This is a genomic window from Fibrobacter sp., assembly GCF_045601785.1.
Classification (GTDB): domain Bacteria; phylum Fibrobacterota; class Fibrobacteria; order Fibrobacterales; family Fibrobacteraceae; genus Fibrobacter.
In genome coordinates this window covers 1-25,519 of sequence record NZ_JAZSAF010000065.1, presented here as the reverse complement: position 1 = coordinate 25,519, position 25,519 = coordinate 1, and the positions used below count along the sequence as shown (strand labels likewise).

General features: G+C 50.7%; 31 protein-coding genes and 1 tRNA gene. 3 read left to right on the top strand and 29 right to left on the bottom strand.

Annotation, left to right across the window (positions count from 1 at the left end):
• The first annotated feature begins 28 nt into the window (after positions 1-28).
• From ACKI61_RS10825 to ACKI61_RS10815, 3 genes are all read left to right on the top strand, one after another.
• Positions 29-1,201, top strand: a complete 1,173-nt coding sequence (locus tag ACKI61_RS10825; protein WP_407457718.1) for a hypothetical protein — start codon at positions 29-31, stop codon at positions 1,199-1,201.
• An 8-nt stretch (positions 1,202-1,209) separates the two neighbouring features.
• Positions 1,210-4,362 (top strand): KGGVGR-motif variant AAA ATPase, encoded by a 3,153-nt coding sequence (locus ACKI61_RS10820; RefSeq protein WP_407457717.1) that lies wholly within the window; start codon positions 1,210-1,212, stop codon positions 4,360-4,362.
• 149 nt (positions 4,363-4,511) lie between these two features.
• On the top strand, positions 4,512-5,270 hold the full coding sequence (locus tag ACKI61_RS10815) for an FISUMP domain-containing protein (protein WP_407457716.1): 759 nt from the start codon (positions 4,512-4,514) through the stop codon (positions 5,268-5,270).
• Here the strand turns inward: ACKI61_RS10815 and ACKI61_RS10810 are convergent.
• The 29 genes from ACKI61_RS10810 to rplX all read right to left on the bottom strand — a co-directional run.
• The gene (locus ACKI61_RS10810) at positions 5,267-6,319 is read right to left on the bottom strand and encodes a M48 family metallopeptidase (protein WP_407457715.1); all 1,053 of its coding nucleotides are present in this window, start codon (positions 6,317-6,319) and stop codon (positions 5,267-5,269) included. The two genes, ACKI61_RS10815 and ACKI61_RS10810, sit on opposite strands and share 4 nt — an antisense overlap.
• Before the next feature lie 24 nt (positions 6,320-6,343).
• Positions 6,344-6,904 (bottom strand): LemA family protein, encoded by a 561-nt coding sequence (locus ACKI61_RS10805; protein ID WP_407457714.1) that lies wholly within the window; start codon positions 6,902-6,904, stop codon positions 6,344-6,346.
• Positions 6,905-7,045: 141 nt separating this feature from the next.
• On the bottom strand, positions 7,046-7,837 hold the full coding sequence (locus ACKI61_RS10800) for a thioredoxin family protein (protein WP_407457713.1): 792 nt from the start codon (positions 7,835-7,837) through the stop codon (positions 7,046-7,048).
• A 39-nt stretch (positions 7,838-7,876) separates the two neighbouring features.
• Entirely contained in the window at positions 7,877-8,281 is a 405-nt protein-coding gene (locus ACKI61_RS10795; RefSeq protein WP_407457712.1) for a (deoxy)nucleoside triphosphate pyrophosphohydrolase, read from the bottom strand.
• 27 nt (positions 8,282-8,308) lie between these two features.
• Positions 8,309-9,592: an ATP-dependent Clp protease ATP-binding subunit ClpX gene (clpX, locus tag ACKI61_RS10790; RefSeq protein ID WP_407457711.1), complete on the bottom strand. Its 1,284-nt coding sequence runs from the start codon at positions 9,590-9,592 to the stop codon at positions 8,309-8,311.
• On the bottom strand, positions 9,592-10,182 hold the full coding sequence (locus ACKI61_RS10785; RefSeq protein ID WP_407457710.1) for an ATP-dependent Clp protease proteolytic subunit: 591 nt from the start codon (positions 10,180-10,182) through the stop codon (positions 9,592-9,594). Before ACKI61_RS10785 ends, clpX begins: the two co-directional genes overlap by 1 nt.
• 12 nt (positions 10,183-10,194) lie before the next feature.
• Positions 10,195-11,454, bottom strand: coding sequence for a trigger factor (tig, locus tag ACKI61_RS10780; protein WP_407457709.1), 1,260 nt, complete (start codon positions 11,452-11,454; stop codon positions 10,195-10,197).
• A 44-nt stretch (positions 11,455-11,498) separates the two neighbouring features.
• Positions 11,499-11,578 (bottom strand) — tRNA-Leu (locus tag ACKI61_RS10775).
• A 152-nt stretch (positions 11,579-11,730) separates the two neighbouring features.
• On the bottom strand, positions 11,731-13,119 hold the full coding sequence (locus ACKI61_RS10770; RefSeq protein ID WP_407457708.1) for a lipopolysaccharide biosynthesis protein: 1,389 nt from the start codon (positions 13,117-13,119) through the stop codon (positions 11,731-11,733).
• A gap of 2 nt (positions 13,120-13,121) precedes the next feature.
• Positions 13,122-14,255: a glycosyltransferase family 4 protein gene (locus ACKI61_RS10765; RefSeq protein ID WP_407457707.1), complete on the bottom strand. Its 1,134-nt coding sequence runs from the start codon at positions 14,253-14,255 to the stop codon at positions 13,122-13,124.
• A complete protein-coding gene (locus ACKI61_RS10760; protein WP_407457706.1) occupies positions 14,252-15,583 on the bottom strand; it encodes an O-antigen ligase family protein in 1,332 nt (443 codons plus the stop codon). The genes ACKI61_RS10765 and ACKI61_RS10760 overlap by 4 nt, the downstream gene beginning before the upstream one ends.
• Complete coding sequence (locus tag ACKI61_RS10755) at positions 15,580-16,761, bottom strand: hypothetical protein (RefSeq protein ID WP_407457705.1); 1,182 nt, start codon at positions 16,759-16,761, stop codon at positions 15,580-15,582. Before ACKI61_RS10755 ends, ACKI61_RS10760 begins: the two co-directional genes overlap by 4 nt.
• Before the next feature lie 2 nt (positions 16,762-16,763).
• Positions 16,764-17,933 (bottom strand): polysaccharide biosynthesis/export family protein, encoded by a 1,170-nt coding sequence (locus ACKI61_RS10750; RefSeq protein ID WP_407457704.1) that lies wholly within the window; start codon positions 17,931-17,933, stop codon positions 16,764-16,766.
• Positions 17,934-17,998: 65 nt separating this feature from the next.
• On the bottom strand, positions 17,999-18,469 hold the full coding sequence (gene rplQ / locus ACKI61_RS10745) for a 50S ribosomal protein L17 (protein WP_407457703.1): 471 nt from the start codon (positions 18,467-18,469) through the stop codon (positions 17,999-18,001).
• A 2-nt stretch (positions 18,470-18,471) separates the two neighbouring features.
• Positions 18,472-19,446 (bottom strand): DNA-directed RNA polymerase subunit alpha, encoded by a 975-nt coding sequence (locus tag ACKI61_RS10740; protein ID WP_407457702.1) that lies wholly within the window; start codon positions 19,444-19,446, stop codon positions 18,472-18,474.
• A gap of 18 nt (positions 19,447-19,464) precedes the next feature.
• A complete protein-coding gene (rpsK, locus tag ACKI61_RS10735; RefSeq protein WP_366979172.1) occupies positions 19,465-19,905 on the bottom strand; it encodes a 30S ribosomal protein S11 in 441 nt (146 codons plus the stop codon).
• Positions 19,906-19,916: 11 nt separating this feature from the next.
• Positions 19,917-20,285: a 30S ribosomal protein S13 gene (gene rpsM, locus ACKI61_RS10730; protein WP_072799956.1), complete on the bottom strand. Its 369-nt coding sequence runs from the start codon at positions 20,283-20,285 to the stop codon at positions 19,917-19,919.
• A gap of 9 nt (positions 20,286-20,294) precedes the next feature.
• The gene (gene rpmJ / locus ACKI61_RS10725) at positions 20,295-20,411 is read right to left on the bottom strand and encodes a 50S ribosomal protein L36 (protein WP_014546097.1); all 117 of its coding nucleotides are present in this window, start codon (positions 20,409-20,411) and stop codon (positions 20,295-20,297) included.
• Positions 20,412-20,439: 28 nt separating this feature from the next.
• Positions 20,440-20,658, bottom strand: coding sequence for a translation initiation factor IF-1 (infA, locus tag ACKI61_RS10720; RefSeq protein WP_014546098.1), 219 nt, complete (start codon positions 20,656-20,658; stop codon positions 20,440-20,442).
• The gene (gene secY, locus ACKI61_RS10715) at positions 20,658-22,019 is read right to left on the bottom strand and encodes a preprotein translocase subunit SecY (RefSeq protein ID WP_407457701.1); all 1,362 of its coding nucleotides are present in this window, start codon (positions 22,017-22,019) and stop codon (positions 20,658-20,660) included. Before secY ends, infA begins: the two co-directional genes overlap by 1 nt.
• Positions 22,019-22,462, bottom strand: coding sequence for a 50S ribosomal protein L15 (gene rplO / locus ACKI61_RS10710; RefSeq protein ID WP_407457700.1), 444 nt, complete (start codon positions 22,460-22,462; stop codon positions 22,019-22,021). The genes secY and rplO overlap by 1 nt, the downstream gene beginning before the upstream one ends.
• 1 nt (position 22,463) lies before the next feature.
• On the bottom strand, positions 22,464-22,643 hold the full coding sequence (gene rpmD / locus ACKI61_RS10705) for a 50S ribosomal protein L30 (protein WP_295053375.1): 180 nt from the start codon (positions 22,641-22,643) through the stop codon (positions 22,464-22,466).
• A 13-nt stretch (positions 22,644-22,656) separates the two neighbouring features.
• Positions 22,657-23,139: a 30S ribosomal protein S5 gene (gene rpsE / locus ACKI61_RS10700; protein ID WP_295053377.1), complete on the bottom strand. Its 483-nt coding sequence runs from the start codon at positions 23,137-23,139 to the stop codon at positions 22,657-22,659.
• An 11-nt stretch (positions 23,140-23,150) separates the two neighbouring features.
• Positions 23,151-23,522, bottom strand: a complete 372-nt coding sequence (gene rplR / locus ACKI61_RS10695; protein ID WP_072980642.1) for a 50S ribosomal protein L18 — start codon at positions 23,520-23,522, stop codon at positions 23,151-23,153.
• A 9-nt stretch (positions 23,523-23,531) separates the two neighbouring features.
• Entirely contained in the window at positions 23,532-24,071 is a 540-nt protein-coding gene (gene rplF / locus ACKI61_RS10690) for a 50S ribosomal protein L6 (RefSeq protein WP_407457740.1), read from the bottom strand.
• Between the two features lie 2 nt (positions 24,072-24,073).
• Complete coding sequence (gene rpsH, locus ACKI61_RS10685) at positions 24,074-24,469, bottom strand: 30S ribosomal protein S8 (protein WP_407457699.1); 396 nt, start codon at positions 24,467-24,469, stop codon at positions 24,074-24,076.
• Between the two features lie 13 nt (positions 24,470-24,482).
• The gene (locus tag ACKI61_RS10680; protein ID WP_173798268.1) at positions 24,483-24,668 is read right to left on the bottom strand and encodes a type Z 30S ribosomal protein S14; all 186 of its coding nucleotides are present in this window, start codon (positions 24,666-24,668) and stop codon (positions 24,483-24,485) included.
• Positions 24,669-24,677: 9 nt separating this feature from the next.
• Positions 24,678-25,217 carry a 50S ribosomal protein L5 gene (rplE, locus tag ACKI61_RS10675; RefSeq protein WP_407457698.1) on the bottom strand — a complete coding sequence of 180 codons (540 nt, stop codon included), beginning with the start codon at positions 25,215-25,217 and terminating at the stop codon, positions 24,678-24,680.
• 8 nt (positions 25,218-25,225) lie between these two features.
• Positions 25,226-25,519, bottom strand: a 294-nt coding sequence (gene rplX, locus ACKI61_RS10670; protein WP_407457697.1) for a 50S ribosomal protein L24, incomplete at its 5' end; no start/stop codon positions are given.

Here is a 25,519-nt window from a genome sequence, read left to right as displayed (position 1 = left end):
GTCCACCAAAATAGATATATTATGTGGTATGAAATACAAAGAGTATCTTGACACAGCTAGAAGGCATTTGGAATCATGCCAATGCTTTTTTTATAGTATAAACTGGTCAGAAACTCTCACAAAAGAACGAATATTAAAAGCTAATGTTGTACAATTAAAAGAAGAAAAAAAATTATTAAAAGACAAGCATAAACTAATAGCGAAAAAGACCTCCCTAATAGAGCAAACAAACAATTGGACAAGTGAAAAAAAAATCCTAGCGAAATGGCTAGAGCGAAGAAAGAAACGTATTGAGTTTATAAGAACCTCAATACGCCAAAGGGAAGAAGAAATTGAATTAATTGATAACACCAAACAATTAAAAGAAAAGAATTTATTAGAGGACATCCATTCGCTGTTAACAAAAAAAGCCTCCCTAATAGAGCAAATAAACTATTGGAAATGCATAAGAAGGGCCACAGAGGAAAGGCTTCTGCGAAGAAAAACTCGCATAGAAACGAAAAAAATTTTAATGAGCCAAAAAGAGAATCTATTAGGAAGAGTACATAACGAATTAATACGAAAAGAAGAATGGTTAAAGAAAAAACAAAGCCAGTTGAAAGAAAAGGAGCTTCTCTTAAAAGACATCTTCTATTTATCGGGTTATATTTTTGAATCTTTTATAGTTTTTAAAATTTACGAAGTAGGATATAGACATGTAAGAGATATTTACAGAGAGCGTGGAATAAAATTCGACCCTGATAAATATGACGTTACAGATTTTATCAAGGAGTTTACAGAATTTACAAGAGTTGATTATTATCCTCGAAAAGTAACTAAAAATGGACAGGTCATCCTAAGACGAACTGGCACTAAAAGACACAACGGAAAATGGAGCAGATTAGACGATGACGAAATAGAGTTTCTAGAAAATATTGAGGGACTTTGCGCAATTGAACAGCATAAGTTTCAAGAATTATTTAGAATGATTCAAAACAACCAGGTTCTTCGTGACGCAATGTTCCCTCAGTCAACAAACATTCCCCTTTTCTTTGTAAACGCATCTCCAGAAGTCGAAAACCTTATAAACAGCTGGTGTTCAGGGGTTCGATACTCAGATCCTTCTGTATGGGAAAATATAAAGAACTATATCAACGAGTCCACCTTGAAAGATCTTTTAAACATTTGTCAACAAATTAATGAAAAAATCACTCAATTCTAGAGGTATCCATGATTCTCGTATTAAAATACGCTAACGAACTCCAGCTTTTTTTGCAAAAAAAAGTTGACTCAGGCATTATTGAGAAATTCAAAATTTTCGTGCGAATCGGTTTTCAGCTTGATGCATATATATTCACAGATTGTCAAAATTCACAGACCATAGAATCAGAATTTTTTAAATACGTCACTGACAAATATGCCAAAGATTCTATTGATCCCCAAAAAATAAGAATTTACTTTAACATACTTCCTCTTTCCGAACTAGAAGATTCCTATTATTCCAATATCGTTAGCAACGCAAACACCATTGATTTGGGGCCACATTACAGACTAGACTCTATCATTGGAGACAATACTGCAAAAAAGGATGATTCTCTCCCACCAATCATAACCTTCTATAGCTATAAAGGCGGTGTAGGAAGAACCACTAGTATGGTTTCTTACGCGATTCATTTAGCAAAAAAGGGCAAGGCCGTTGCTGTTATTGACTGCGATCTGGAAGCACCCGGTTATATAAATTTCTTTAATTTGTCCGAAGACGAAATTCTCGGCAAAGGCGAGAAAAATGGCATAGTTGAATTTATTTGCGATACACAATTTAAGGGAACAGACGTCAACATAAGTAATTACATCATAAATATTTATGATAGTTTAAATATTAGCAAAGATAGCGCAATCCTTGGACAAAAGTATCCTGAACTAGGAAACATTTGGCTAGTCCCTGCCGGAAATTTAAACGGGTCCCCAGATGATCCAACATATAGTTATAACAGGGATCATTATCTAGAAGGCCTTTCAAAACTCAATTTAGGAAACACATCAAGTGTTATTGAAGGATTTAACCGACTATTCCGTCAACTTCAAAGTATTGGCTGTGAAGTTATATTAATTGACTCAAGAACTGGATTTAATGATATATTTGGAACAGCCGTATTACACCTTTCAAAATGCGTCGTCGGTTTTTTTGGATACAGCAAACAAAATGAACCTGGCTTCTTCCATCTCTTAACAAAGTATAATCAAAGCGAAAACCCCTTCAAACTAAAAATCGCCTATTCCATTCTGCCAGAAGATGAAGACGAAAGTTCATCCTCACTTAAGCGAATGCAGAATTTCATAATCAAAATTTGTAATGAAAAAGAGATCCCCCCCTATTTTCTCATTCACAGAAACCCCGTTTTAGAAAAACTTGGCACGGCCGACAAGAAAAATGACGAACAATTTATAGAAAAGAATTCATCATCTGAAGAGAAAGATCAATTTGACGATTATAAGCGTCTTTTTGAAGAACTAGACGACACTCTTTGGCCCCCAAAAGTTGCAGAAACTATAGAATTAGAATCAACAGAAAATACTGATGATCCAGAAAGAAAAAACGGCATTTTGGACTTATCTATAAATACACCCGCGATAAAACTTCGCAACATAATTCTTCGTCACTTAAAGAATGTCTTAACAAATGTAACAAACTTTGCAGAAGACACAACTATTGAAGAAAAAACTTTCTTTTATAGAAAATGTATGAAGGAATTATTTAATAGAGACGCGTTTATTATCCAGGGATACAAAGGAACAGGAAAAACTTACTTATATAGGGCATTAAAAGACGAATCCATCTCAAAGGAATTACAAAAATGGGCTGGTGTTAATGATGGGAAAAAATATGTCTTTATTAATATTCTAGCCTCAAAAAAAGACGAGCCATCTTTCCCATTCAAAAATATAGCATATAGCAAAATAGAAGAATCCGAATATTATTTTAATTGTTTTTGGCAAATTTATACTTGGAACAAACTTCTTTTGGACGATGGAAACACTGATTTAAAAAGTATTCGCGAATCCATACGAGCTAAAAGCAAATTAAGTCAAGAAGTATTACCTATTGATGGACAAGCCGCAAAAATCAGATTCGATCGTCTTATTGATGACGACAAAACCCTTTTATATATTGAAGAAGATTTGAAAGCCTTCAATGAAGAATTAGAGAAAAAGAATATCAATATTATTGCTTTATATGATCGTCTAGACACTTACATCAACCCCCTTCACTGGAATAAAGCGGTATCACCCCTTATTGACTATTGGCAAAACTATTACACGTATAGTAATATATATCCCAAAATATTTGTTAGAACAGATTTATTCAAACAAATTGAAGGAACAAATACTGCGAGACTTTCAAACAATATAATAAACATAGAATGGACTATAGAAGAAGTTTTTGCCTACTTCTTCAAATTAATTTTCTCTGACTCAAACGCTAGCGACGCATATTGGATTCTCGCTCATCAGATGGGAATCAACGATCAATATATTCGTTCAACTCAATTACTTTTTGGCGACACAAACAATCACAAACAATTCAAATCCCTAAAAAGAGCGGAAATGGATCCTGTAGTCTATATTTTCTTTGGGAAAATAGTTCGAGGACGTTTAGGATCCTTAGGAAAGCCATGGGACTACTTCGGAAATGAGCTTGCTAATGCAGACAATAAATCCATAAGTTTAAGACCATTCATCAACACTCTTAACAAGAATGCTGTAGACAAAGCTCTCGGGACAGCAGTTTCAAATGTCACTGAAATTATAAGTTCCGAAATATACGCATCTAGGGAGGTTCGTGATTTCGCAACAAATCAATATTTTGACGATCTTGCACGAGACGAATTCAGCAAGGACTTATACAAATTTAAGGAAGTTATTCGAACCGCAGGCGGCGAAAAATATAGATACAAAACACTCAATGAAACGAATTTTGAAGACTTGATGGCGGATACATTTAGAAGAATTGGCGATAGTAGTTCCTCCGTAAAAAGTATAACCGATTTAAAGAGTCTCATTTTCGCCAACGGCATTATGGCCGAAACAATAACCACACGTGGACGTTTCTACAAATTCGCACCAATCTACTGGTACGCATGGGGACTAAAAGATGAACCTATCAAATTCAATAACCAATACACCCCTCTCAAAGTTCAATTAACCAAAACAATTCAACCTCCGATAAAAGCTCAGGTGTTCAAGCCTGATGAAGCTATTCTTGCTCGCATCAAGAGGTCTCAGCAGCAGGCCCAAAGCCGGCGTTTTAGCGGCACATTCAACACAAAACCGCAAAGTCCGAAACCACCTCAAAATACCGATGACGACAACATGCCCTTTTAGTCTATAAAATACACCCCTATATCCCAACAAAAAGAAAAAAAATAACATTTTCAAACTTTCCAAGTTCCACTTTCTGGAACTTGGATTTTTTTTGTATTTGAATCCGGCCATAGCCGAGGTATATTTATCCTCCCTACCAAAGGATTCTTATGAACAGCGAAAACGAAGCGATAAAGTACTGCCCATTTTGCAAGAACCAAGTAAAGAAATCTCCTGACGACATCCGTAGTGACATTAACAAGTTCCTGTCGCCTTATTTTGACTTGTACGGAGACGACATTATTACCGATATTCTTGACGACGAGATTATTCAGAGAAAGCCCGCCATGCCTGCGTTGCACATTGAACGAGGCATATTCGAAGATCCGCGCGATGGCGAGCTCTACGAGACGGTCATTATTGATGGCAGGGAATGGTTTGCCGAGAACCTGCGGTTCCATTGCAGAAATAGCGTCGTTCTCGATGATAACAACGTTTATCTAGACTGTTTCGGTCTACTGTACACTTACCACGACGCCAAGAAATACATTCCCGAGGGGTGGCGGCTGCCCACGATCGAAGATTGGGATTCCCTGATTAATTTTGCCGATGAAATCACGTGCAATTCCACCAGGTCGCTTATGCATAAGGACGGCTGGAAAGGTACCGACGGAGTGTACCCCATTGACAATTTCGGTTTTGGAATTTATGCCGCGGGCTACATCGATATCTTAGGAGAATCCGTCTACGTTGCAGAATCGGGAGATTCCGAGGTGACGAGTTTCTGGGCCGACAGTTCAACGGATTGCAATAGCGAAGGCCACCACGCCATCAACAGTTTGTCTTTGAGCAAGCACGGGTGGGAAAAGAATTACCGCGCCCCGGATTACAAGTTCTCAGTCCGGCTGGTGCGCGATCAACAACCCTAAAACTGCTTCAGCAACCGAATTCTCTCGGGCGTATCGGGGTGGGTGCAGAACATGATGTTCGCCTTCGCGATGAGGCCCTTGAGTTTCATGTCGTTGTCGAATTCTTCGTCGGGGTGGATGATGTAGAGTTGCGCCACGTCGCTACGGCGCACGGTGTCGAGGCCGGGGTAATCCGAGATTTTCTGCAGGGCAGAGGCGAGCGCCCACGGGTCGCCACAGAGTTCGGCGCCGCCCGCATCGGCTACGTACTCGCGGGAACGCGAAATGGCAAGGCGTGTGAGCCAGCTGAAAATGTAGCCGATCGTGCTCCAGATCAAAACAAGAATCAACGCAAAGATGATGATGACGCCACCGCTTCCCCCGCCGCGTCTGTTGCGGGAATGGTTGCGGGAGCCGCGGAGCATTGCCGAAAGTAGCTTCATCGATACCATCTGAATGGTCGAAAAAATTCCCACGAATACGATACACACCACCATGAGTCGCGTGTCGCGGTTCTTGATATGCGTGAGTTCGTGGCCTACGACGGCGGCGAGTTCCGTATCGTTTAATTTGTCTATAAGTCCGGTCGTGAGCGTAATTGTAAACGAGGGAATGTCGATTCCGCTCGCAAACGCGTTCAGGCCGTTATCTTCGACGATGTTGATCTGCGGCATCTCGATTCCGCCTGCAATGCAGAGGTTCTCGACAATGTTGTAGACGCGCAGGTTATCCTTGCGCTCAAGGGGTTTCGCATGCGTCGCATGGCGTATAATGGCGGTATTCGCGCAATAGGCGATAATGAACCACACGCCGACAATCTGTAATGTGTAAGGAAGCACCTCCCAAAAACTATGCCGCACTTCGGGCCAGTGCAGAATGCCGTACTTCATGTAGGTGGCGTGGCCTTCGGGGCACCCGCCTTCGACAATCGGGCAGAGTACGCCAAAAAAGTCCAGACACAAAATGACCGCAAACACCATCACCAAAATAATAACGGGGAACAGGCACAGCAGCAAGATGCTGTTGCGGTTGTTTCGCCAAATCTGGGTCTGGATACCTACGTATTTCATTGAAGGCGCTCGCGCCTAGTCAACCTAGAACTTCACCTCGGGTGCCTTGTTCAGGTCTTCGCGGCTTTCGGTCGCCTCGTACATGGCGGCGCGCTTGAACCCGAACATTCCAGCAACGATGTTGCTCGGGAACACTTCGCAGGCGTGGTTCAATTCGCGGGTCGTAGAGTTAAAGAAGCGGCGGGCGGCAGAGAGTTTATTCTCGATGTCGGCGAGTTCGTTCTGCAGCTGCAAGAAGTTCTGGTTCGCCTTGAGCTCAGGGTAGGCCTCGAGCGAAATGCGGAGCCCCGCGAGTGCACCGGAGAGAGCCTTGTCTGCCTGCACCTTTTCGTCGACGGTGGATGCGTTCATGGCTGCGGCACGGGCCGAAGTCACCTTGTCAAGCGTTTCCTTTTCGTGAGTGGCGTAGCCCTTGACGGTGTTCACCAGCTGCGGCACCAGGTCATAGCGCTGCTTGAGTTGCACATCGATGTTTGCAAACGCATTCTCGCGGTTGTTGCGCAGTTTCACGAGTCCGTTGTACAAGCTGATAAACCAGGCAATCAGCACCACCACGACAATGCCGACAACAACTCCAATAGTCATAGATTCTCCTTTTTTTGCGTTTCTATGCTAAAAGTATATAAAAATCGGGCAATGTACCCAAAAAAAGCGCATTTTTTAGGATAATGCGCTCGAAAAATTGTTTTGGGGATATAAAAAAGTAAATGTTGCAACCGACTTGGGCTACTTGCAGGTGAACCCTTGCAGTTCAAGCCCCGCACGCATTTCTCCGTAAGTCGAGGTGCGCTTCATGTCCATCGCCCGCATGAACCTGCAATCGTTATCGATGTGGATCTGGAGCCCTGTCAGGGTGGTGGTCACCTCGCCCTTGCCGCTTGCACGCATCTTCGCGATGATCGCTTCGCGGTGGTCCTCCATCTCGGGCGGTATGAACACGTCGGTCACGATGTCCACGTTATCGATTTCAGTTTCACCGAACACGAACGAAATCGTCACCAAATTCTTCAGACCGCTGAACTGGCCGTTAACCTTGCAAACGAGATTCTTGGGGCTGTTCTTCTTGGACTTGGCAACCTTCTTGGCCACATTTTTCTTAGGCGTGTACTGCAGCGCCGAAAGCAGCTCCTGCTCCTTGACGACTCCCACCAAGCGATTGACAATCTTCCCGTCCTTCACCAAAAAGAACGTGGGGAACGCCTGGATAGGAAGAGTCGCCTTGATGTTTTCGATGCCCGGCTCGTCGATGCCTACCGTCGCCACCTTGATATCGCTGTAATTCTTTGCAATGCCAATCAGAGTCGGGATCATGACAAGGCACGGCGGGCAGCTCGTAGACGTGATGTCGAGAATCACCGGCCTGTCGGATTTCAGGACTTCCTTCTCGAAATTGCTGTCGTTGACTTTCACAATCTTGATGTCGTCAACAGGTGCACCCTTGGCAAATACCGTGGAAAAACCACCCATGACCAGGGCGAGTGTCATGGCAAATAATACGAGATTCTTGAAAAAGTTCATGCCGATAAAATAGAAAACTGGCCGAGCAATAGAAAAAAGCTATTGCCGTTCCAGCGCCTCAACCACTTCCACATCGGCGGGGAGCCATTCCACGGAATGAAGTTCCGCGGAAGAAAGCCAACGGGCCGCCTCGTGCTCCAGGAGCTCAGGTGCCTTGCCACCCACAATGCGACAGTAATAGCAATGCATGGTCAGGTGAAATGCCGGGTAGTCATACTCCACCATACACAAAAAATCGCCCACGCCCACATCGATGGCGAGTTCTTCCTGGAGTTCGCGCGCAAGCGCCTGCTGTGGAGTCTCCCCCGCCTCTATCTTTCCGCCGGGGAATTCCCAGAAGCCCCTCTGTTCGCCATAGCCGCGCTGTGTAGCAAAGAAACGGGTTCCCGCCGAATGCGGGTCCCCGTCACAAATAATGCCTGCAACAACTTCGATTCGCTTCATGCGGGCAAATCCAATTTTTCGTTTATTCTACGACGCCTTCTTGCGGTTCTTTTTCGGAAGCTCGATGAGCTTCTTTTCAGGCGCCTTCAGGCCGTTTTTTACGATCTCTGCGGTCACCACGAACTGCTTGTTGCCGGAGCCCGGCATCTCAAACATCGCACGCTGCAGCGTCTTTTCCATCACGGACCTAAGCCCGCGGGCACCTGTCTTACGGACCATCGTCTCGCGGACGATTTCCTTGAGGGCGTCGTCTTCGAACTTGAGCTCTATTCCGTCCATTTCGAATAAACTCTTGTACTGCTTTACAAGGGCGTTCTTCGGCTGCGTCAGAATGTTCAGGAGTGCTGCCTCGTCGAGTTCTTCGAGCGCCACTGCCACGGGCAGGCGGCCCACGATTTCGGGAATCAGCCCGAACTGGATCAGGTCATCGGGTTCCAGGAGCTTGAACAGCTCGGAAAGCGAATTTTCTTCGGCGCTGCGGATGTCGGCGCCAAAACCCATGCCGCCGGTGTTCACGCGGCGGGAAATAATCTTGTCGAGCGTCTCGAAGGCGCCACCGCAAATGAACAGAATGTTCTTGGTGTTCACCTGCACAAGCGGCTGTTCCGGATGCTTGCGGCCACCCTTGGGCGGAACGGCCGCCACGGTGCCTTCCAAGAGCTTTAAAAGGCCCTGCTGCACGCCTTCGCCGCTTACGTCGCGGGTAATGGAGGGGTTCGCGGTCTTGCGGGCAATTTTATCGATTTCGTCGATGAAGATAATACCGCGTTCGGCGCGGGCCACGTCGTAGTCCGCAGCCTGCAACAGGCGCACGATGATGCTGTCCACATCTTCGCCCACGTAACCCGCTTCGGTCAGAACCGTCGCATCGGCAATGGTAAAGGGGACATCGAGGAAGCGCGCCATGGTCTGTGCCAGGAGCGTCTTGCCCGAACCGGTAGGCCCCACCAGGAGCAAGTTGGACTTCTCAACTTCGAGCGCATCCGGGTGAGCTTGTTTGTAACGCAGGCGCTTGTAGTGGTTGTACACCGCGACAGAGAGCGCGGTCTTCGCCTGGTCCTGGCCGATTACGTATTCGTCCAGGTGAGCCTTGATTTCGGTCGGGAGCGGGAGCGGCTTGGAGGATGCCTCGGCAGCGGCAGATTCCTGCTTTGCACGCAGGCGGTCCTCTTCGATAATGCGGTGACACATGGAAACGCAGTCGCTGCAGATCTGCACGCCTGCGCCCGTAATCATCTTCTCGACTCTTTCTGCGGGCTTGCCGCAAAAACTACAAACCACCGTCGGGTGATTCTTCCCGCCTCGATACATTAAATTCCCTCTTTCCGCGGAACAAAGATTTCGTCGATAACGCCGAACGCCTTGGCCTCTTCGGGGCCCATATAGAAGTCGCGGTCTGTCTTGGCGCGAACTTCGTCGATGGACTTGCCCGTGTGCTTAGCGACAATTTCTGTCAAGGTGTCCTTGGTGCGCACGATTTCCTTTGCGGTAATCTGGATGTCGGTGGACTGGCCGGTAGCGGCCCCGGACGGCTGGTGGAGCATGATGCGGGAATGCGGGAGCGCATAGCGCTTGCCCTTAGTGCCCGCCGCAAGCAGGACTGCAGCCATCGAAGCGCAGCTGCCGATGCAGATTGTCGCAATGTTCGGACGCACATGCTGCATGGTATCGTAAATGGCAAGCCCTGCCGACACGTAACCACCCGGGCTGTTGATGTACAGCGTGATATCCTTTTCCGGATTCTCGTATTCAAGGAAAATCAACTGGGCCATGACGTTGTTCGCCACTTCGTCGTTGATGGGCGTACCCAAAAAGATGATACGCTCCTTGAGAAGGCGGGAGTAGATATCGTAGGCGCGTTCACCGCGTCCGGTGGTCTCTATGACGGTAGGGATGATCATTCAGTTTACCTCTTACTTGTTTTCTTCAGCGGCCGGACGGATACCGACGATGAAGTCGGCTGCCATCTGGACGCGCAGCTCGTCACGCAGCTGGTTGATGCGGCCGGACTGGCGGAAATGACCCTTGAGGGTTTCGAAGTCCACATGGTAGGCCTTCGCCATTTCCTGCAGGCGGGCATCGACAGCGGCCTGATTCGGGCGGATCTTTTCTTTTGTTGCAATAAAGTCGAGAATACGGTGCTTCTTGATTTCGCGAGTAGCTTCGGCAGAAAGACCGTTGATCTGTTCTTCGGTCGGTTCCACCACATCCTGTTCGCTCTGGGCGTTGCGGTTCAGCGTCCACTTGATCAGGTCGTGGATGCGAGCCTTCGGCACTTCGAACGGGTTGGCTTCGATAATCTTGTCAATGGCTTCATTGATAGCCTTGTTCTTGGCGGCATCCTGCTTCTGGCTAGCGAGACTTTCGGCCAGGTTGTTCTTCAGCTCTTCGGCATCCTTCACGCCGATCTGCTTGCAGAATTCTTCGTCCACGGTCGGCGGAACAATGGCGCGCACGTCGGTGACTTCCACCTTGAACTGTGCGGTCTTGCCGCGGTAGCGTTCATCCTTGTGGTCATCGGGATACTTGAAGTTGATTTCCTTCACTTCGCCGGCGGTTGCACCAGTGAGGCCTTCGTCGAATCCCGGAGAGGCGGATTCACCGAGCAGGCTACGGAATTCCTTGTTTTCCGGGAGTTCCTGCTTTTCGCCGTCGATCACCACTTCGAGGTAGTTGCCAACGACCATGTCGCCCTTCTGGGCTGCGCGGTCCACATGTTCATCCTTGCTCCACATCTGCATCAGGCGGTCGTATTCAGCCTGGACTTCTTCTTCGTGAACGGCGGTTTCGGGAACGGTGATTCCCAGGTCGGCGTAACCCTTGATGTCGATCTCGGGATCGATTTCGACTTCCACCTTCAGTGCGATGTCATTTTCCTTGTCGTCCTTGAAGTCGATGACCTTGAGGCCGCCAACGGGGATAATGTTTGCCTTCTTGAGTTCATCCTGAACCATGGCGTTCACGACACCGTCCACAGCTTCGTGGCGAATGGCTTCGCCAAACTGCTTCAGGATCATGGCCTTCGGCACCATGCCCTGGCGGAAGCCCTTCATGGAAACCTGCTTCTTGTACTGGGCAAGCTTCTTTTCGAAAGGAACCTTGAGGTCAGCCTGCGGGATGGTGATTTCGAGGGTGCGCACGGTTGCGCTTGTTTCTTTGATTTCTACGCTCATGATGAACTCCGAGAGTCGGTTGATAAAAAGGGATTAAAAAAACATGCGAGGGGTGGGAGTCGAACCCACACACCGAAGTACCAGATCCTAAGTCTGGCGCGTCTGCCAATTCCGCCACTCTCGCTTTGTGGCACAAAGATACAAAAAAAAATTGTATCAGAATGCGGGACAATAACCAATCAACCCATCTTTATCAACCTTATCTCCATTCATTTTCTCTACAATATAATATCGCTTTTCATGCGACAAATGTAAAGCGAAAATCGTCACCTGCGCCTAGTTTCTTGCAAGGACCTGCAAGTCGTGCTTCGATAAGTATTTTGTAAAGACGATGACCAAAGCTTCAATAGCAACCGTCGCCACAGCAAGCCACAGCGGCACACTCCCCGTCTTCCAGAAGCAGGCTACGCAGGGAACAAGCAATATGTGGATGTAGAAGACCTTCAAGAACTGCCTGCGTTTCTCAGAAGTCACCGAGAAGAACAAATAAGTAAAGATGCACGATTCAGAGCAGATCTTTGCAATGACGGCGCCGTATATCCCGTAGGTAGGAACCAGTGACAAGTTGAAACCCAGGTTTGCCACTCCTGCGATGATGGAGAGCGCAAGGTACTTTTTCTTGGATTGCGAAATAAGCCACTCGCTCCAGGGCACCGAGAAAAAGGAGACCATGAGCCAGCAGGCAAAAAGGACCAGAAGCCTCGAAGTGGAAAAGTCGACTTCGATAGGCACGATCTTTGAGAAAAGGAAATCCGCAAACAGAATCGAGAACAGCAGAAAGCCCGCACTCATCGTCCCCAGGATCTTGTGACAAGAAAGTATGAGCCTTGTGGACTGCAACTCGGCGCCCTGCTCCTTGAGTCGCGCAAGCTGCCTGCGCAAGGGTTCGCTCAGCGAACCACCCAGCAAGAACACGAACAGGGCGTAACGGTAGCAGTAGTCGTACACGCCGACGGCGGTATCGCCCCTAAAGAACTTCAAGAAGAATATGTCGACATTCTGGTGCAAAAGCAGGAGCGCCGAGGACACGAACAGCACGAACGATCCCTGGTAGCACTGCAGTCCGCTCTTCCATTCCTGAGCGCTCGGGAGCGCCACCGAGAACTTCTTCTTCGGGCCCACGAACCAGAGCGCAACCGTGGCGAGCGCTTCTGTACCCACGTCCATCACCGCAAAGTATTCGATGGATGGAATCTGCGCACAGCACACTAGGGCAAGAATGATACTTTGTCTAAAAAACTGCACCAGCGAATTGAGACCCGCATACCCCTTACGGGCAAGCCACCAGTCCAAATTGAAAGGCCGCAAGAAAACCATCAGCAGATAGATCTTCAGGACCATCCCGCAGCTAAAATCGATGGCGGAATACGCAGCAACTGCAACCAGCGCCAAGGCCCCGAGCAGGCAGCCGCGAATGTAGCCCATGGCCGTAAAGAGCCTGCGGTCCAGTTTTTCATCGTCGGGGCGCTCGATCAGCGCAAACGACGACATCCCAAAATTCAGTACAAAGTTGATGTAGGTGATGAGCGCATAGGCAAAGGCGACCTCACCCCAGCCTGCCGCCCCGAACTTCACGATCGCGATACTCGTGATTACAAAGCGAACCACTCGGCCGAGCGCCTGCGATGCACCGTTCATGCTCGCGTTCACAAGCAGCGAATCCATCCTCATGGTCTCTTCACCCACTTCTTGTAGACGTTCTGGCGCATCGACTCGCGGGCTTCCCAGAAACGCCAGACGAGACTCTTGACAAACGTAGGCTTCTTCGCGCTTGACTCCGGAACAACCGACCCGATGACATCCAGGAGAGCCCGGACATTCTGTTCCCAGCGGAAACGCTCGCTTACATAGGCATGCATCTTCTCGCCGTCAGAGCGCAACGAGAGCCTTGTCGATTTCAGCAGGTAATCCCGGAGCGCTTCATAGGTATCGAACACGAACGGAGTCACCTCGGGATGGACGCACAGGTTCAGCGTGAAAGCCGGCCTACGGGCAAAACCCGCTTCGGCGAGCGGCAGGTTGAACGTCTCCCACTGCGAAAAGCTCACCAGGGCGTCGCATTCGCCATACAGGCGCGCCATTTCCTCTCTGCTGGAGACTACCCCTATAACTTCAATTCCCTTCGACAGGAGCATCTCCCTGGAGAGTTCGTCGCCCGCGCCGGCAATGCGAATCCGCACACGATCCTTCAGATCGTCCTTCAGGCGGCACAGGTCATCGAGCCCCTTGTAGAGCCACTCTTCTTTTCGGAAGCGCGTCACCGCAAGCAGCGTCACCGGCGAATCGGCATCTGCGGCCGCATCGTCCTGCCGAGTAAGGCCCGAATAATGGTCGGCGCCGTTATAAATTACCTTTGCGGCGGGCCAGCGAATGTAGGACCTTGCGTATTCGCTGATGGTCACCACCTGCGAAAGCTTCGGGTAAATGTCCTCGAGGCGACCCGTGAGCTCCTTCATGCGCCACTCGCGCTCTTCGGGCAGGCACAGCTCTACCGGCGGAAACCCGTGCTCGTAGCCAATCTTTGCGCACCCAAGGTCGGTATCGGCAAGGAACTTGAAGAACGGATCGGTATGGGCGATGACGACATCGTAGCGTCCATGGAGCAAGGCCGTACGCAGACCCTTCAGGTGGGTCGGCACGCGAACGGCGGACACCCCGTCGGGAATCATTTCCCGAGAAAGCTCGCAGGCGTAAAGATCGACCGCGGCACCCGCCTTCACCAGGTACGAAAGCTGCGAGGCAATCACGCGGGCCACGCCAAATTCCGGCCTAAAAACCGATGTCAGGATGGCGATTCTCATTTCGCGGGTTCCTCGCCTTTACGCAGAGAAAACAGCACCGACATGAACCACGCACCCCACCCCATAGAAGACGGGAACAGAGGAAACACATCGAACAGCCCAAGGAACAGCATGACGATCCCGCCCGAAAGCAGGGCAAGGCCAAAGGCGTCCCAGGTTCTCCTGATATAGCCCAAAAGGCGCTTCAGGCAGACAATGCACACACCCAACAGGAACGCAGCGCCAAGGCACCCATATTCCGAAAGCACCATCAAAACAAGGTTATGCGCATGCCCAAGCCTAGGAATCAGCTCGACAATGGGAATGAAGCTGAACGACTCCAGCACCTCGACATTGTACGAAAGGAAGTTGCCAGGGCCAATTCCCCAAACAGGGTCCGAATGAATCACGGTCAAGGCGGTGTACCAGGCGGCAATACGACCGAGCGAACTTGCATCGAGCTTTCCACTCATCAGGGTCTCAAAGCCCTGCTTCAAGAACAAATCATCGGGCAGCATGTTCCACACCACAAGGCCCAGAATGGCAAAAATGCACGCAAAGGCAGCCAACTTGACCAGAAGGCCAACCACGCGGTCGCGCTGCACGATCAGCTGCCAAGACAATAGGCAGAGCATGCCTCCCATCGCCATGCCAATAATACCCATTCTCGTTCCGCTGAACAAGATGGACACAAAGACCAGGAACGTCATAACGCAAAGCCAGAACATACGCGTCTGCCTGCGCAGAAGCCCATTCACGAACCAGATGGTCCAGGATACCACCAAAAGCACAGCAAAATTCGTCGAGCTGAACGACGCCCCCGCAACACGGACCTCGCTTGAAATCGCGCGCTCCACGAACGCCCAAATCACCATGTAGGAAAGGTGGGCCGTCAGCAGGGTCTGCACCCTGGACGAATCCCAGCGCAAAAGTCCCGAGCCCAGGAAAAAGAAGAAAACCGTCATGTTCAGGTAGAAAAATATCAGCTTCACCTGGTAGGGCCTGAGCACAAAGACCAAAGCGACAAACGCAATCTGGCTCAGGGCGACCAAAAACCAGGTCCTGTCCCATTTCAGGTCCCCGTGGCGCAGCAGGTATAGAGTATAGACCAAAGAAGCAAAGAACAGCAGGTACAGAGTATAGGCCAGGCCCTCGACCTGAAACCAGTGCATCGATATGATAAGAAAAAGGGCTCCCCAGACAGGGGTCTTCATGACCACCGTGCAGAAAAAGCCCAAGCCGAGAGCTGCAAGGATGATGATTCCGATAATGTTTCTTTCGCCAGAACTCAAATACCCCACCGTCAAGAGGATGGGCAAGAGAACGAGAATGACTAACCTAGAAATCATTTGTGTAATGACGACTTGATCAGCTCCAATTTCCGGCGGGCACCTTCAGAGCCCACAATGGCACCCGTGCTCACGCCCCTATACACGACAAAGAACAAGGTGGCCATAAAGGAGGCGATGAACCCCGCAATGGCCCACTTGGCACGCTTGGGGCGCGTCTTCCAGTCGGGCAGGTAGGCATCCTGAATAATCTGGATGACCGGCTGGTTCTTCAGGTTCTGGGACTCCGTATTCATCTTCTCGGTGGAGATGAACTCGAGCAGCGTCTGGAAGCGCTTCAGGTCTGACGCCCTGCGTTCCTGGTACAGGATCTTTTCGGAAGCCCAGTCCGAATTGACATAGAGCGACCTGTCTGTCGGTACGTAGCTGGAATCGTAGCGGCCGCGCAGCTCGCGGAACTTCTTTTCGAGCAACTGGCGCTTTTTGCGGGTTTCGTTTTTGTCTGCATTGTCCTTGCCCTGCATCTGTTCCGAAAGCTTGTAATTGTTGATCTGGGTCTCGTAACCGGCCAAGGCCTTCACGGTGATTTCCATCTGCGAATTCAGATCGACCAGGTTGTTGTCGCGGTAAAAGGCAATCAGCTCGTCGCTAATCGACTGCACGCTGTCCATCAGTTCGCGTTCCTGGTTCTTCAGGTACTCGATCGAATACTGCAGACGCTCGCGCTGCAAGGACAGGTAGCGTTCATTGGAAATCTTCACCATGTGGCGCACAATATCGCGCGCCATCACCTTGTCTTTGGCTTCAAAGGCGCAGCTGATGATGCCGCTTGCGTCTTCACCGATTGCGACATCCTTGTAGAAGCGCTTCAAGGTGAGTTCGTCCGCCTTCTTCTTGTAGAGCGTATCGAGCCTGAACTTGTGAATCGTGTTCAAGGCGACCTCGCGGCCCGACAAGATTTCAAGGTACAGGTCCGAGGGCTTCACCACGTTCTGCCCACCCAAAACAGAGGCGAGACTCGACTGGGAAAGCGCCCCCATCGAAGACTTGAACATTGACGAGACTCCCCCGAGAGTAGACGACTCGCTGGTCGACGCATCGACCTGCAGCCTGAGCTCCGTCGTGTAAATAGGCGGAAACACCCAGGCAAGCACAAAGCAGAGGATAGCCGTCAATACTGGAAAAACGAACAGCTTCTTCTTCGTCAAGCAGTAACAGAGGATATCAAAATACGACATTTTCACCTAGAATTTGTAATGATTATCGCCGTCGCGATCACGCTCAGGAGAGATGCCAGGAAGAGTGTCACATCCTTGACCGATTCGTAGACGCTACGCGGAATATCGATGTAGTCCCCCGGCTGGATTTCACCCTTGTACGGATCAATAGATTCGCTCTTGCCGTCGCGAATGCGCGTCACGCGGCTAAAGGAGCCCGTAATAATGGTGACGCCCGATGCTGCAATATAGTCGATCGCGTGCATTCCCGGCATGTAGACCGCCTTACCGACCACGGCCACGGCGCCGCCCACATAGACGAAGGGGTCCCTGTTCCAGAGCAGCACCTTGGTCTGCGGCTCCAGGCGCAAATCGCGCGCGGCGGCAAGCTCGTAGGTGTCCTCGGCGCCATTCGGCTTTTTCACCTTGGCCCACTTGGCACGGGATTCGACAACCCCGGAAATCTTGTCGAGGTACTCGCCCAGCGTAGCACCTTCCACATACGGCATGCTGTAGCTCGACATGGGAGTCTCAATCGAAATGGTCGCCTCGGCGTGCGTATAGGGAACATAGACGACATCGCCATTTTCAAGCATCAGGTTCACTTCGCCATGGCCACGCGTCTCATAATCGACATAGTTCACATTCAACGTGTCGGAGCCACGGTACACCTGGATCGACTTGCGGTCGGCCATGCCAAGGAATCCTTCGCACTTCACCAGGATGTCGCTCAGGCGCGTCTGCTGCTCGACCGCCATGCGGCCAGGATACTTCACGGCACCAAGAATCGACACGGACATCTTCTTCGTGCGCACCAGCTGCACCTGGATATAGCGCTCATCGTACTTCGAGACAAGCAGGCTCTTCACGGAATCCTTTGCCTCGTTCAGCTTGAGCTTGTTCACCGAAACCATGCCGCAGCTAGGAATAGAAATATTTCCTTCGGCAGAAACCTGGACAACATCAAAGCCCTTGGGTGTAAGAATCTCAAAGTAATCACCAGGACCCACTTCGTATGTGGAGTCAACAGCAGTTTCCAGTTTCAACGGTTCAGAAACAACTGAACTTCTCTGGAACTTCGAATCCTGCGACTGAAAAGTAGGCAGGGCAGACATCGCACTGTTTTGTGCATCGTCGTCCAAAGAAATGGCAAAGCTACAGGTGGCAAGCACCAATATCAGAATAGCAAACATAGGGAACAATATACAAAAAAAGTTCGGCTTAGGTTAGCCGAACTTTTTTAATCAAGCGCCTTGAATTATTCAGCGGACTTGCTTTCGCCTTCAACCATGCTCACGGCTTCGGACTTCGGCTGTTCTGCAGCCTTCTTGGTCTTCACGACGATTTCGTCTTCGACGAGACCGACGAGAGCCATTTCGGATGCGTCACCAGCGCGGTTGGGCCCGAGCTTGATGATACGGGTGTAGCCGCCGTTGCGAGAAGCGTAGCGCGGACCGATCGTTGCGAACAGGTCCTGCACGGCCTTCGGGCTCATCACGAAGCGGGAGGCTTCACGACGTGCAGAAAGGTCACCCTTCTTGGCATAAGTGATCATGCGATCCACGCAGCTGCGGACGAGCTTAGCCTTGTGGAGAGTAGTGCGCACGTAGCGGTTGCTCTGCTCGGCTTCCATGCCCTTCTCAAGAATAGAAGTGGTAAGAGCGCGGAGGATGGCACGCTTGTGCTGGGCATTCACGCCCAATTTCTTGTTTTTTACACCGTGTCTCATGTTTAATCCTTCAAGTAGTCATCGACGTCCATGCCAAAGGAAAGGCCCATGGAGGTCAATACCTCGTTAAGTTCCACCAAGGACTTCCGACCGAAGTTCTTGTATTTAAGCATATCGTTTTCCTTGTTGCGCACAAGTTCGCCGATGGTATGGATGTTAGCCATACGCAGGCAGTTGCTGGAGCGAACGGAGAGTTCCAGGTCGTCCACGCGGGTGCGCAGGAGCTGTGCGATACGCTGACGTTCTTCATCCATTTCAAGTTCTTCGGGGCTTTCGAGATCGCCTTCGAAGTTGATGAAGATTTCCAGGTGGTCCATGAGGAGCTTTGCAGCGTATGCAAGAGCGTCTTCCGGATCGATGGAACCGTCAGTCGTGATTTCCAGTTCCAGACGGTTGTAGTCCGTCTTCTGGCCAACGCGGGTATCGCTGATGTGCATCGCGACTTTCTGCACCGGGTTGAAGTTCGCATCCATGGCGATAACGCCGATGGGAGCGTCCTTGTCCTTGAGTTCGTCGGCAGTCACATAGCCACGGCCGCTGGAAATCTTCACTTCCAGGGAGAGCGACGCATTGCCGTTCAACGTAGCGATATGGACATCCGGAGTCAGGATGGCGACATTCGGATTGTCGATGAAGTCCTTGGCCGTGACTTCGCCTTCGCCGGACATGTCCAGGCGGAGCGTTTCGTCGTGGTCAGACAAGAGCTTGACGCGGATGCTCTTGAGATTCAGGATAATGTCGGTGACATCTTCCTTCACACCCGGAATCGTCGAGAATTCCTTGTCGACGCCTTCGATTTTCACGGAGACAATAGCCGCACCCTGCAGAGAGGAAAGGAGCGAGCGACGGAGGGCGTTACCGAGGGTAATACCCCAGCCACGTTCCAAAGCCTCTACGACAAACTTGGCGTAGCGACCATCTTCGCCGGTCTCCACTTTCTGGAAGCTGCGCGGCATCTGAAGTGATTTCCACATCATTGGCGATACCTCTTTTAATTAGACTCTTCTCTTCTTTTTAGGACGGCAACCATTGTGCGGAACGCCCGTCACGTCTCGAATAGAGAGAACTTCGAGGCCCGCATTCTTGATAGCGCGGACAGCGGATTCACGACCGCCACCGGCACCCTTGACGCGGACATCTACCTTGCGCATACCGAGGTCGAAAGCCTTGTGGGCAGCGACTTCAGCGGCGAGCTGGGCAGCAAACGGAGTGCTCTTGCGAGAGCCCTTGAAACCGGAGTTACCCGGAGAGCCCCAAGCGACCACGTTGCCACGAGCATCGGTGATAGAAACGATTGTATTGTTGAAAGAAGCGAACACGCAGGCGATACCCTGGATGTCAATACGCTTCTTGCCCTTCTTGACCTTGACTTCTTCAGCAGCAGCAACCGGAGCTTCGGCAGCGGCAGCAGTTTCCTTAATTTCTTCTTCAGCCACGATGAATCTCCTTACTTCTTCTTGTTAGCCACAGTTTTCTTGGGGCCCTTGCGAGTGCGGGCGTTGGTACGGGAGCGCTGACCGCGAACGGGGAGACCCTTGCGGTGGCGGATGCCGCGATAGCAGCCAATATCCTGCAAACGCTTAATGTTCAAGGTAATTTCTGCGCGGAGCTGACCTTCCACGGAGTATTCGTCTTCCAAGAGATGGCGAATCTTACCTTGTTCTTCTTCAGTCAGGTCGTCACACTTCTTGTTCTTGTCAATGCCCAGCTGAGCACAGACCTTGTTAGCGGTGAACAGACCGACACCATAGATTGCCGTCAGACCGTACTCGACAGTCTTGTTTTTCGGTAAATCGACACCAGCGATACGTGCCATACGATCTCCTTATCCCTGCTTCTGCTTGTGACGGGGGTTCTTCGAACAGATGATGCGCAATACACCCTTGCGGCGGATGATCTTGCAGTTTTCACATCTGGGTTTGATGGAGGCTTTGATTTTCATAGGTTTGACCTTTCTTTGAAAATACCTATTACTTGTAACGGTATGTGATTCGCCCACGATTCAGGTCGTAGGGAGAAATCTCTACCAACACTTTGTCGTCCGGCAAAATCCTAATGAAATGCCGACGCATTTTTCCAGAAACATGAGCGAGAATCTCGTGGCCATTTCCGAGTTGGACACGGAAGAAAGCGTTGGGGAGAGCTTCCAACACAACACCTTCTACTTGTATTCCTTCTTCTTTAGCCACTAAGACGCCATCCTGCCGCGAATGCGGCCATGCTTGAGGAAACCTTCATAATTCTTGGTATGCAACTGGGCTTCGAGTTGACGGAGCGTATCCAGTGCCACACCGACCACGATAAGTACCGAGGTGCCCCCAATATAGAAACTCATATTGAGTGCGTCTTTGAGATGGAGCGGTCCAACGCTGATTAAGGCGAGGAAAAGCGACCCAGGCAAAGAAATTCTCGTGAGAACGTGGTCTATGTACTTTGCAGTTTCGTTACCCGGACGGATTCCCGGTATAAATCCACCACTTCTCTTGAGGTTTTCGGCAATGTCGTTAGGGTTGTACTGGATTGCCGTGTAGAAGTAGGTGAAGAATATAATCAGGAGAGCGAAGATCACACTATAGGTAATGTGACCCGGGATGAACGCAGCCGCAAAGGACTGCATCGCAGAAACGTTCGGGAACCAGGAAGCGATCATGGCCGGAATGAACATGATGCAGCTTGCAAAGATCACGGGAATCACGCCAGCGGTATTTACCTTGAAAGGCAGATAGCTGGACTGACCGCCCACGACCTTGGAACCTACGGTCCTGCGAGGACTTTGGAGTGGAATGCGACGGTTCGCCTGCTCAACGAATACGATAAAGCCGATAATCAGCACCACGACAGCGAGAATGAAGATCTCGATGGCGAGCGGCTGGATATCTTCCTTAAACATTTCGAATTCTGCAAGGGCAGCCCGCGGAAGGCCGCCGACGATACCGGCGAAGATGATAAGAGAAATACCGTTACCCACACCGTGCGAAGTAATCTGTTCGCCCAGGTACATCACGAAGATCGTACCGGCGGTGAAGGTCAGGGTAGCTAGTAAGCGGAAACCGATGTTCCCGGCACCAGAGGAGAAGTCATCAGCCAAGACAGACACTCCGGCACCGGTAGCGGTTGTCACCTTAAGTGACGAAAGCCATACGGAAATACCCCATCCCTGCAGGGCGGCGAGAGCCACCGTAAAGTAACGGGTATATTGGTTCAGCCTAGCGCGCCCTTCCTGACCTTCCTTCTGAAGCATCTGGATAGCGGGAATCACGGAGCCCATCAACTGGATGATGATGCTCGCGCTGATGTACGGCATGATACCCAGGGCGAAGATGGTCGCTTTTGCAAACGCACCGCCCGTGAAGGAGTCATACAGGCCGAACAAATTATTCGAGTTACGGAAGAACTCCGCCAGGACGGCAGAATTCACTCCGGGGATGGTGATGTGGGCGCCAAGGCGATAGATGATCAGAACACCGAGCGTAAAAAGAAGCTTCTTACGCAGGTCTTCAATCTTGAACGCATTGGCGAACGCATCGAGGGCTTTCTTGAGAGCTTCCATTAGACGATCTCGACTTTGCCGCCAGCAGCTTCGATCATGGCCTTAGCCTTTTCGCTGATGGCGTTAACCTTTACATTGATTGCCTTGTCGATGGTGCCAAAAGCAAGGACCTTGATAGGCAGTTCGATGTTCTTGATGAAACCCTGGTCAAACATTGCCTGGGCGTCGAAGTCCGTCACGCTGCAAGAAGCGAGCTTCTTGAGGTTAACGATCTGCGTGTCCTTGGCGAAGTGAGACTTGAAGCCACGCTTCGGGATGCGACGGTGGATCGGCATCTGGCCACCTTCGAAGGCGACGCGACCGGCCTGTGCACTCTTACGAGCGCCAGCACCCTTCTGGCCACGGCCAGCGGTGGTGCCGAAGCCGGAACCCGGACCGCGACCAATGCGCTTGCGGCTCTTGCCCTTGGCAGCCTTGCCAGGATTGAGAGTATTGAGTTCCATCTTAGATCTCCTCGACCTTCACCATGTCAGCCACGGCATTGATCATGCCCTGGATGCTGGGGGTCAAAACGTGTTCAACAGACTGTCCAATCTTACGCAGACCGAGAGCAGCCACGTTAGCGCGGTGCACCGGAAGACGGCGGACAGTACCCTTAATCAAAGTAATACGAACTTTCTTCATCGTGTATTACTCCTTAGGCATTGGCACCGCGGAGAGCGGCGCAGTCCTGTTTGTTCTTCTGAGCCAAGAGACCTTCGAGGCAGGCGCGCACGACAGTGCTCGGGTTGGAAGAACCGTGAATCTTTGTGAGGATGTTGCGCACACCGGCCAGTTCGAGAACGGCACGGGCAGCGGCACCGGCGATAACACCAGTACCCGGAGCAGCCGGCATCAAGAGGATGCGGGTTGCGCCGCTCTTGACTTCGATGTCGTGGGGAATGGTGCCGTCGAGAAGCTGCACTTCAACGATGTTGCGCTGGGCGGCTTCGGTGCCCTTGCGGATAGCTTCGGAAACTTCCTTAGCCTTGCCGAGACCGACACCCACCTTGCCGTTCTTGTTGCCAACGACAACAAGAGCGGAGAAGGACATGCGGCGACCGCCCTTGACGGTTTTCGCGCAACGGTTGATGTGTACAACCTTGTCTTCAAATTCAGAAACTTGAGCTTCGCGTTCCAAAGTGTACCTCACTAGAATTTGAGTCCGCCTTCACGAGCTCCCTCAGCGAGAGCCTGAACGCGACCGTGATAGATGTAACCGCCGCGGTCAAAGACCACGGATTCAATGCCCTTGGACTTAGCGACTTCAGCAATCTGGAGACCGAGCTGCTTGCTCTGTTCCGACTTCGTCATTTCACCAAACTTAGCCTGGAATTCCTTGGCGGTGGTGGTGAGCTGGACGAGAGACTTGTTGTTTTCGTCGTCAATAATCTGGGCTACCATGTGGGACAAGGAACGGCGAACAGCCAAACGAGGGCATTCTGCAGTTCCGACAACAGACTTGCGTACGCGTTCGTGGCGTGCGATTCTGGACTGGATTCTTTTCTTAGCAATTGCAGTCATAGTTTACCCTTATTTACCTGTCTTCTTACCTTGCTTACGACGGACAATTTCGCCTTCGTACTTGATGCCCTTGCCCTTATACGGTTCAGGCTTACGGTACTTGCGGATTTCTGCCGCAGCTTGGCCGACCTTCTGCTTGTCGATGCCCTTGATGGAGATCTTCAGCGGGTCGAGAGCCTTGAGTTCGACACCTTCGGGAGCCTTGAAGATGACCGGGTGGGAGAAGCCGAGAACCAGGTTGAGGTCCTTGCCCTTCTGTTCCACGCGGTAGCCAACGCCCACGATTTCGAGCGTCTTCTGGAAACCCTTGGTCACGCCTTCGACCATGTTGGCAACGAGAGCGCGAGTGGTGCCGTGGATGGCACGGGTGAACTTCTGATCGTCAGGACGAGAGAAGGAAAGCTGGTTGCCTTCAAGCTTGATTGCAATCAGTTCGTGGACGTCGGTCTCGAGCTTGCCGAGAGGGCCTTCCACCTTGATGTTCTGACCGTTGACGTTAACCTTGACGCCAGCCGGAATATTGATAATAGCTTTACCGATACGGGACATCTTTACCATACCTTTGCGATGACTTCGCCACCCACGTTTTCCTTGCGGGCTTCGTGGTCGGTCATCACGCCTTTAGATGTGGAGATGATAGCATAGCCAAGGCCATTGCGGACGCGCGGAAGCTTGGCGGCGTCAACGTAGTGACGAAGACCCGGCGTAGAAACGCGCTGGATGCCCTGGATAGCGGATTCGCCCTTCGTGTAGCGGAGCAGCACCTTGAGGATGCCCTGCTTACCGTCATCAACGACGACGAACTTTTTAATGAAACCTTTTTCCTGCAACACGCGAGCGATTTCACGCTTCAAGTTGCTGGCAGGAATGTCCACCACGGGGAGCTTTGCCGAAGCGGCATTGCGAATACGGGTGAGCATATCGGCGATAGAATCTGTCATTGCCATGAGTATACTCTCCTTACCAAGACGACTTTGTGATACCGGGGATTTCGCCGGCGAGTGCCATTTCGCGGAAGCAAATACGGCAAAGGCCAAAGCGGCGCATAAAGGCGTGCGGCCTACCGCAACGCTTGCAACGGTTATACCCACGAACGGTAAACTTCGGGGTACGCTTGCATTTTTCAATCATTCTTCTGCTTGCCATGGTATTACCTTACTTCCTGAAGGGGAGTCCAAGTTCTTCGAGCAGGGCGCGGCCTTCGTCGTCCGTCTTTGCAGAGGTCACGAAGGAGATGTCCATACCGAAGGTACGAGAAATCTTGTCAATGTCGATTTCAACAAAGATCGTCTGTTCCTTGATGCCGAGGGTAAAGTTACCCATGCCATCAAAGCCACGGCGTGCGAGACCACGGAAGTCACGGACACGCGGAAGGTCGATGTTGATGAAACGGTAGAGGAAGTCCCACATGTTTTCGCCGTGCAGGGTGACCTTCGCACCGATGCCGATGCCTTCGCGCAGATGGAACTGAGCGATAGCCTTCTTGGCGTTGGTGACGACAGCCTTCTGACCGGTAATAGCGGTCAGGGTGTCAACGGCTTCGTCCAGGATCTTGCGGTTGGAGGCGGCAGCGCCGACACCCATGTTGAGCACGATCTTCTGGAGGCGGGGAATTTCCATCACGTTCTTGTAAGCAAACTTCTGCTGCAAGGCCGGAACTACTTTTTCGAGATAAAATTGCTTCATCTGGTTCATGTGTTACCTCAGATAGCCTTGCCGGACTTGACGCTCACGCGGGAAGCCTTCTTGCCGGCTTCGCGCACGATACGGGTACGGACAGGAGTGTTGCCTTCGAGGAGCATCACGTTGGAAATGTCAATCGGCAGTTCCTTTTCGATGATGCCACCAGTCTGGTTGGTCTGGGAGGGCTTTTCGTGGCGCTTGCGGACGTTCACGCCCGAAACGGTCACCTTGCCACCCTTGACACTGATCACGGTGCCGGTCTTGCCCTTGTTGGCACCGGAAATCACCTTGACGTTATCATTCTTCTTGATGTT

Bases quoted from the DNA above. Each gene is read 5' to 3' on its own strand.
- ACKI61_RS10825 (WP_407457718.1), top strand. From the start codon at position 29: ATGAAATACAAAGAGTATCTTGACACAGCTAGAAGGCATTTGGAATCA.
- ACKI61_RS10820 (WP_407457717.1), top strand. From the start codon at position 1,210: ATGATTCTCGTATTAAAATACGCTAACGAACTCCAGCTTTTTTTGCAA.
- ACKI61_RS10815 (WP_407457716.1), top strand. From the start codon at position 4,512: ATGAACAGCGAAAACGAAGCGATAAAGTACTGCCCATTTTGCAAGAAC.
- ACKI61_RS10810 (WP_407457715.1), bottom strand. From the start codon at position 6,319: ATGAAATACGTAGGTATCCAGACCCAGATTTGGCGAAACAACCGCAAC.
- ACKI61_RS10805 (WP_407457714.1), bottom strand. From the start codon at position 6,904: ATGACTATTGGAGTTGTTGTCGGCATTGTCGTGGTGGTGCTGATTGCC.
- ACKI61_RS10800 (WP_407457713.1), bottom strand. From the start codon at position 7,837: ATGAACTTTTTCAAGAATCTCGTATTATTTGCCATGACACTCGCCCTG.
- ACKI61_RS10795 (WP_407457712.1), bottom strand. From the start codon at position 8,281: ATGAAGCGAATCGAAGTTGTTGCAGGCATTATTTGTGACGGGGACCCG.
- clpX (WP_407457711.1), bottom strand. From the start codon at position 9,592: ATGTATCGAGGCGGGAAGAATCACCCGACGGTGGTTTGTAGTTTTTGC.
- ACKI61_RS10785 (WP_407457710.1), bottom strand. From the start codon at position 10,182: ATGATCATCCCTACCGTCATAGAGACCACCGGACGCGGTGAACGCGCC.
- tig (WP_407457709.1), bottom strand. From the start codon at position 11,454: ATGAGCGTAGAAATCAAAGAAACAAGCGCAACCGTGCGCACCCTCGAA.
- ACKI61_RS10770 (WP_407457708.1), bottom strand. From the start codon at position 13,119: ATGGATTCGCTGCTTGTGAACGCGAGCATGAACGGTGCATCGCAGGCG.
- ACKI61_RS10765 (WP_407457707.1), bottom strand. From the start codon at position 14,255: ATGAGAATCGCCATCCTGACATCGGTTTTTAGGCCGGAATTTGGCGTG.
- ACKI61_RS10760 (WP_407457706.1), bottom strand. From the start codon at position 15,583: ATGATTTCTAGGTTAGTCATTCTCGTTCTCTTGCCCATCCTCTTGACG.
- ACKI61_RS10755 (WP_407457705.1), bottom strand. From the start codon at position 16,761: ATGTCGTATTTTGATATCCTCTGTTACTGCTTGACGAAGAAGAAGCTG.
- ACKI61_RS10750 (WP_407457704.1), bottom strand. From the start codon at position 17,933: ATGTTTGCTATTCTGATATTGGTGCTTGCCACCTGTAGCTTTGCCATT.
- rplQ (WP_407457703.1), bottom strand. From the start codon at position 18,469: ATGAGACACGGTGTAAAAAACAAGAAATTGGGCGTGAATGCCCAGCAC.
- ACKI61_RS10740 (WP_407457702.1), bottom strand. From the start codon at position 19,446: ATGATGTGGAAATCACTTCAGATGCCGCGCAGCTTCCAGAAAGTGGAG.
- rpsM (WP_072799956.1), bottom strand. From the start codon at position 20,285: ATGGCACGTATCGCTGGTGTCGATTTACCGAAAAACAAGACTGTCGAG.
- rpmJ (WP_014546097.1), bottom strand. From the start codon at position 20,411: ATGAAAATCAAAGCCTCCATCAAACCCAGATGTGAAAACTGCAAGATC.
- secY (WP_407457701.1), bottom strand. From the start codon at position 22,019: ATGGAAGCTCTCAAGAAAGCCCTCGATGCGTTCGCCAATGCGTTCAAG.
- rplO (WP_407457700.1), bottom strand. From the start codon at position 22,462: ATGGAACTCAATACTCTCAATCCTGGCAAGGCTGCCAAGGGCAAGAGC.
- rpmD (WP_295053375.1), bottom strand. From the start codon at position 22,643: ATGAAGAAAGTTCGTATTACTTTGATTAAGGGTACTGTCCGCCGTCTT.
- rplR (WP_072980642.1), bottom strand. From the start codon at position 23,522: ATGACTGCAATTGCTAAGAAAAGAATCCAGTCCAGAATCGCACGCCAC.
- rplF (WP_407457740.1), bottom strand. From the start codon at position 24,071: ATGTCCCGTATCGGTAAAGCTATTATCAATATTCCGGCTGGCGTCAAG.
- rpsH (WP_407457699.1), bottom strand. From the start codon at position 24,469: ATGGCAATGACAGATTCTATCGCCGATATGCTCACCCGTATTCGCAAT.
- ACKI61_RS10680 (WP_173798268.1), bottom strand. From the start codon at position 24,668: ATGGCAAGCAGAAGAATGATTGAAAAATGCAAGCGTACCCCGAAGTTT.
- rplE (WP_407457698.1), bottom strand. From the start codon at position 25,217: ATGAACCAGATGAAGCAATTTTATCTCGAAAAAGTAGTTCCGGCCTTG.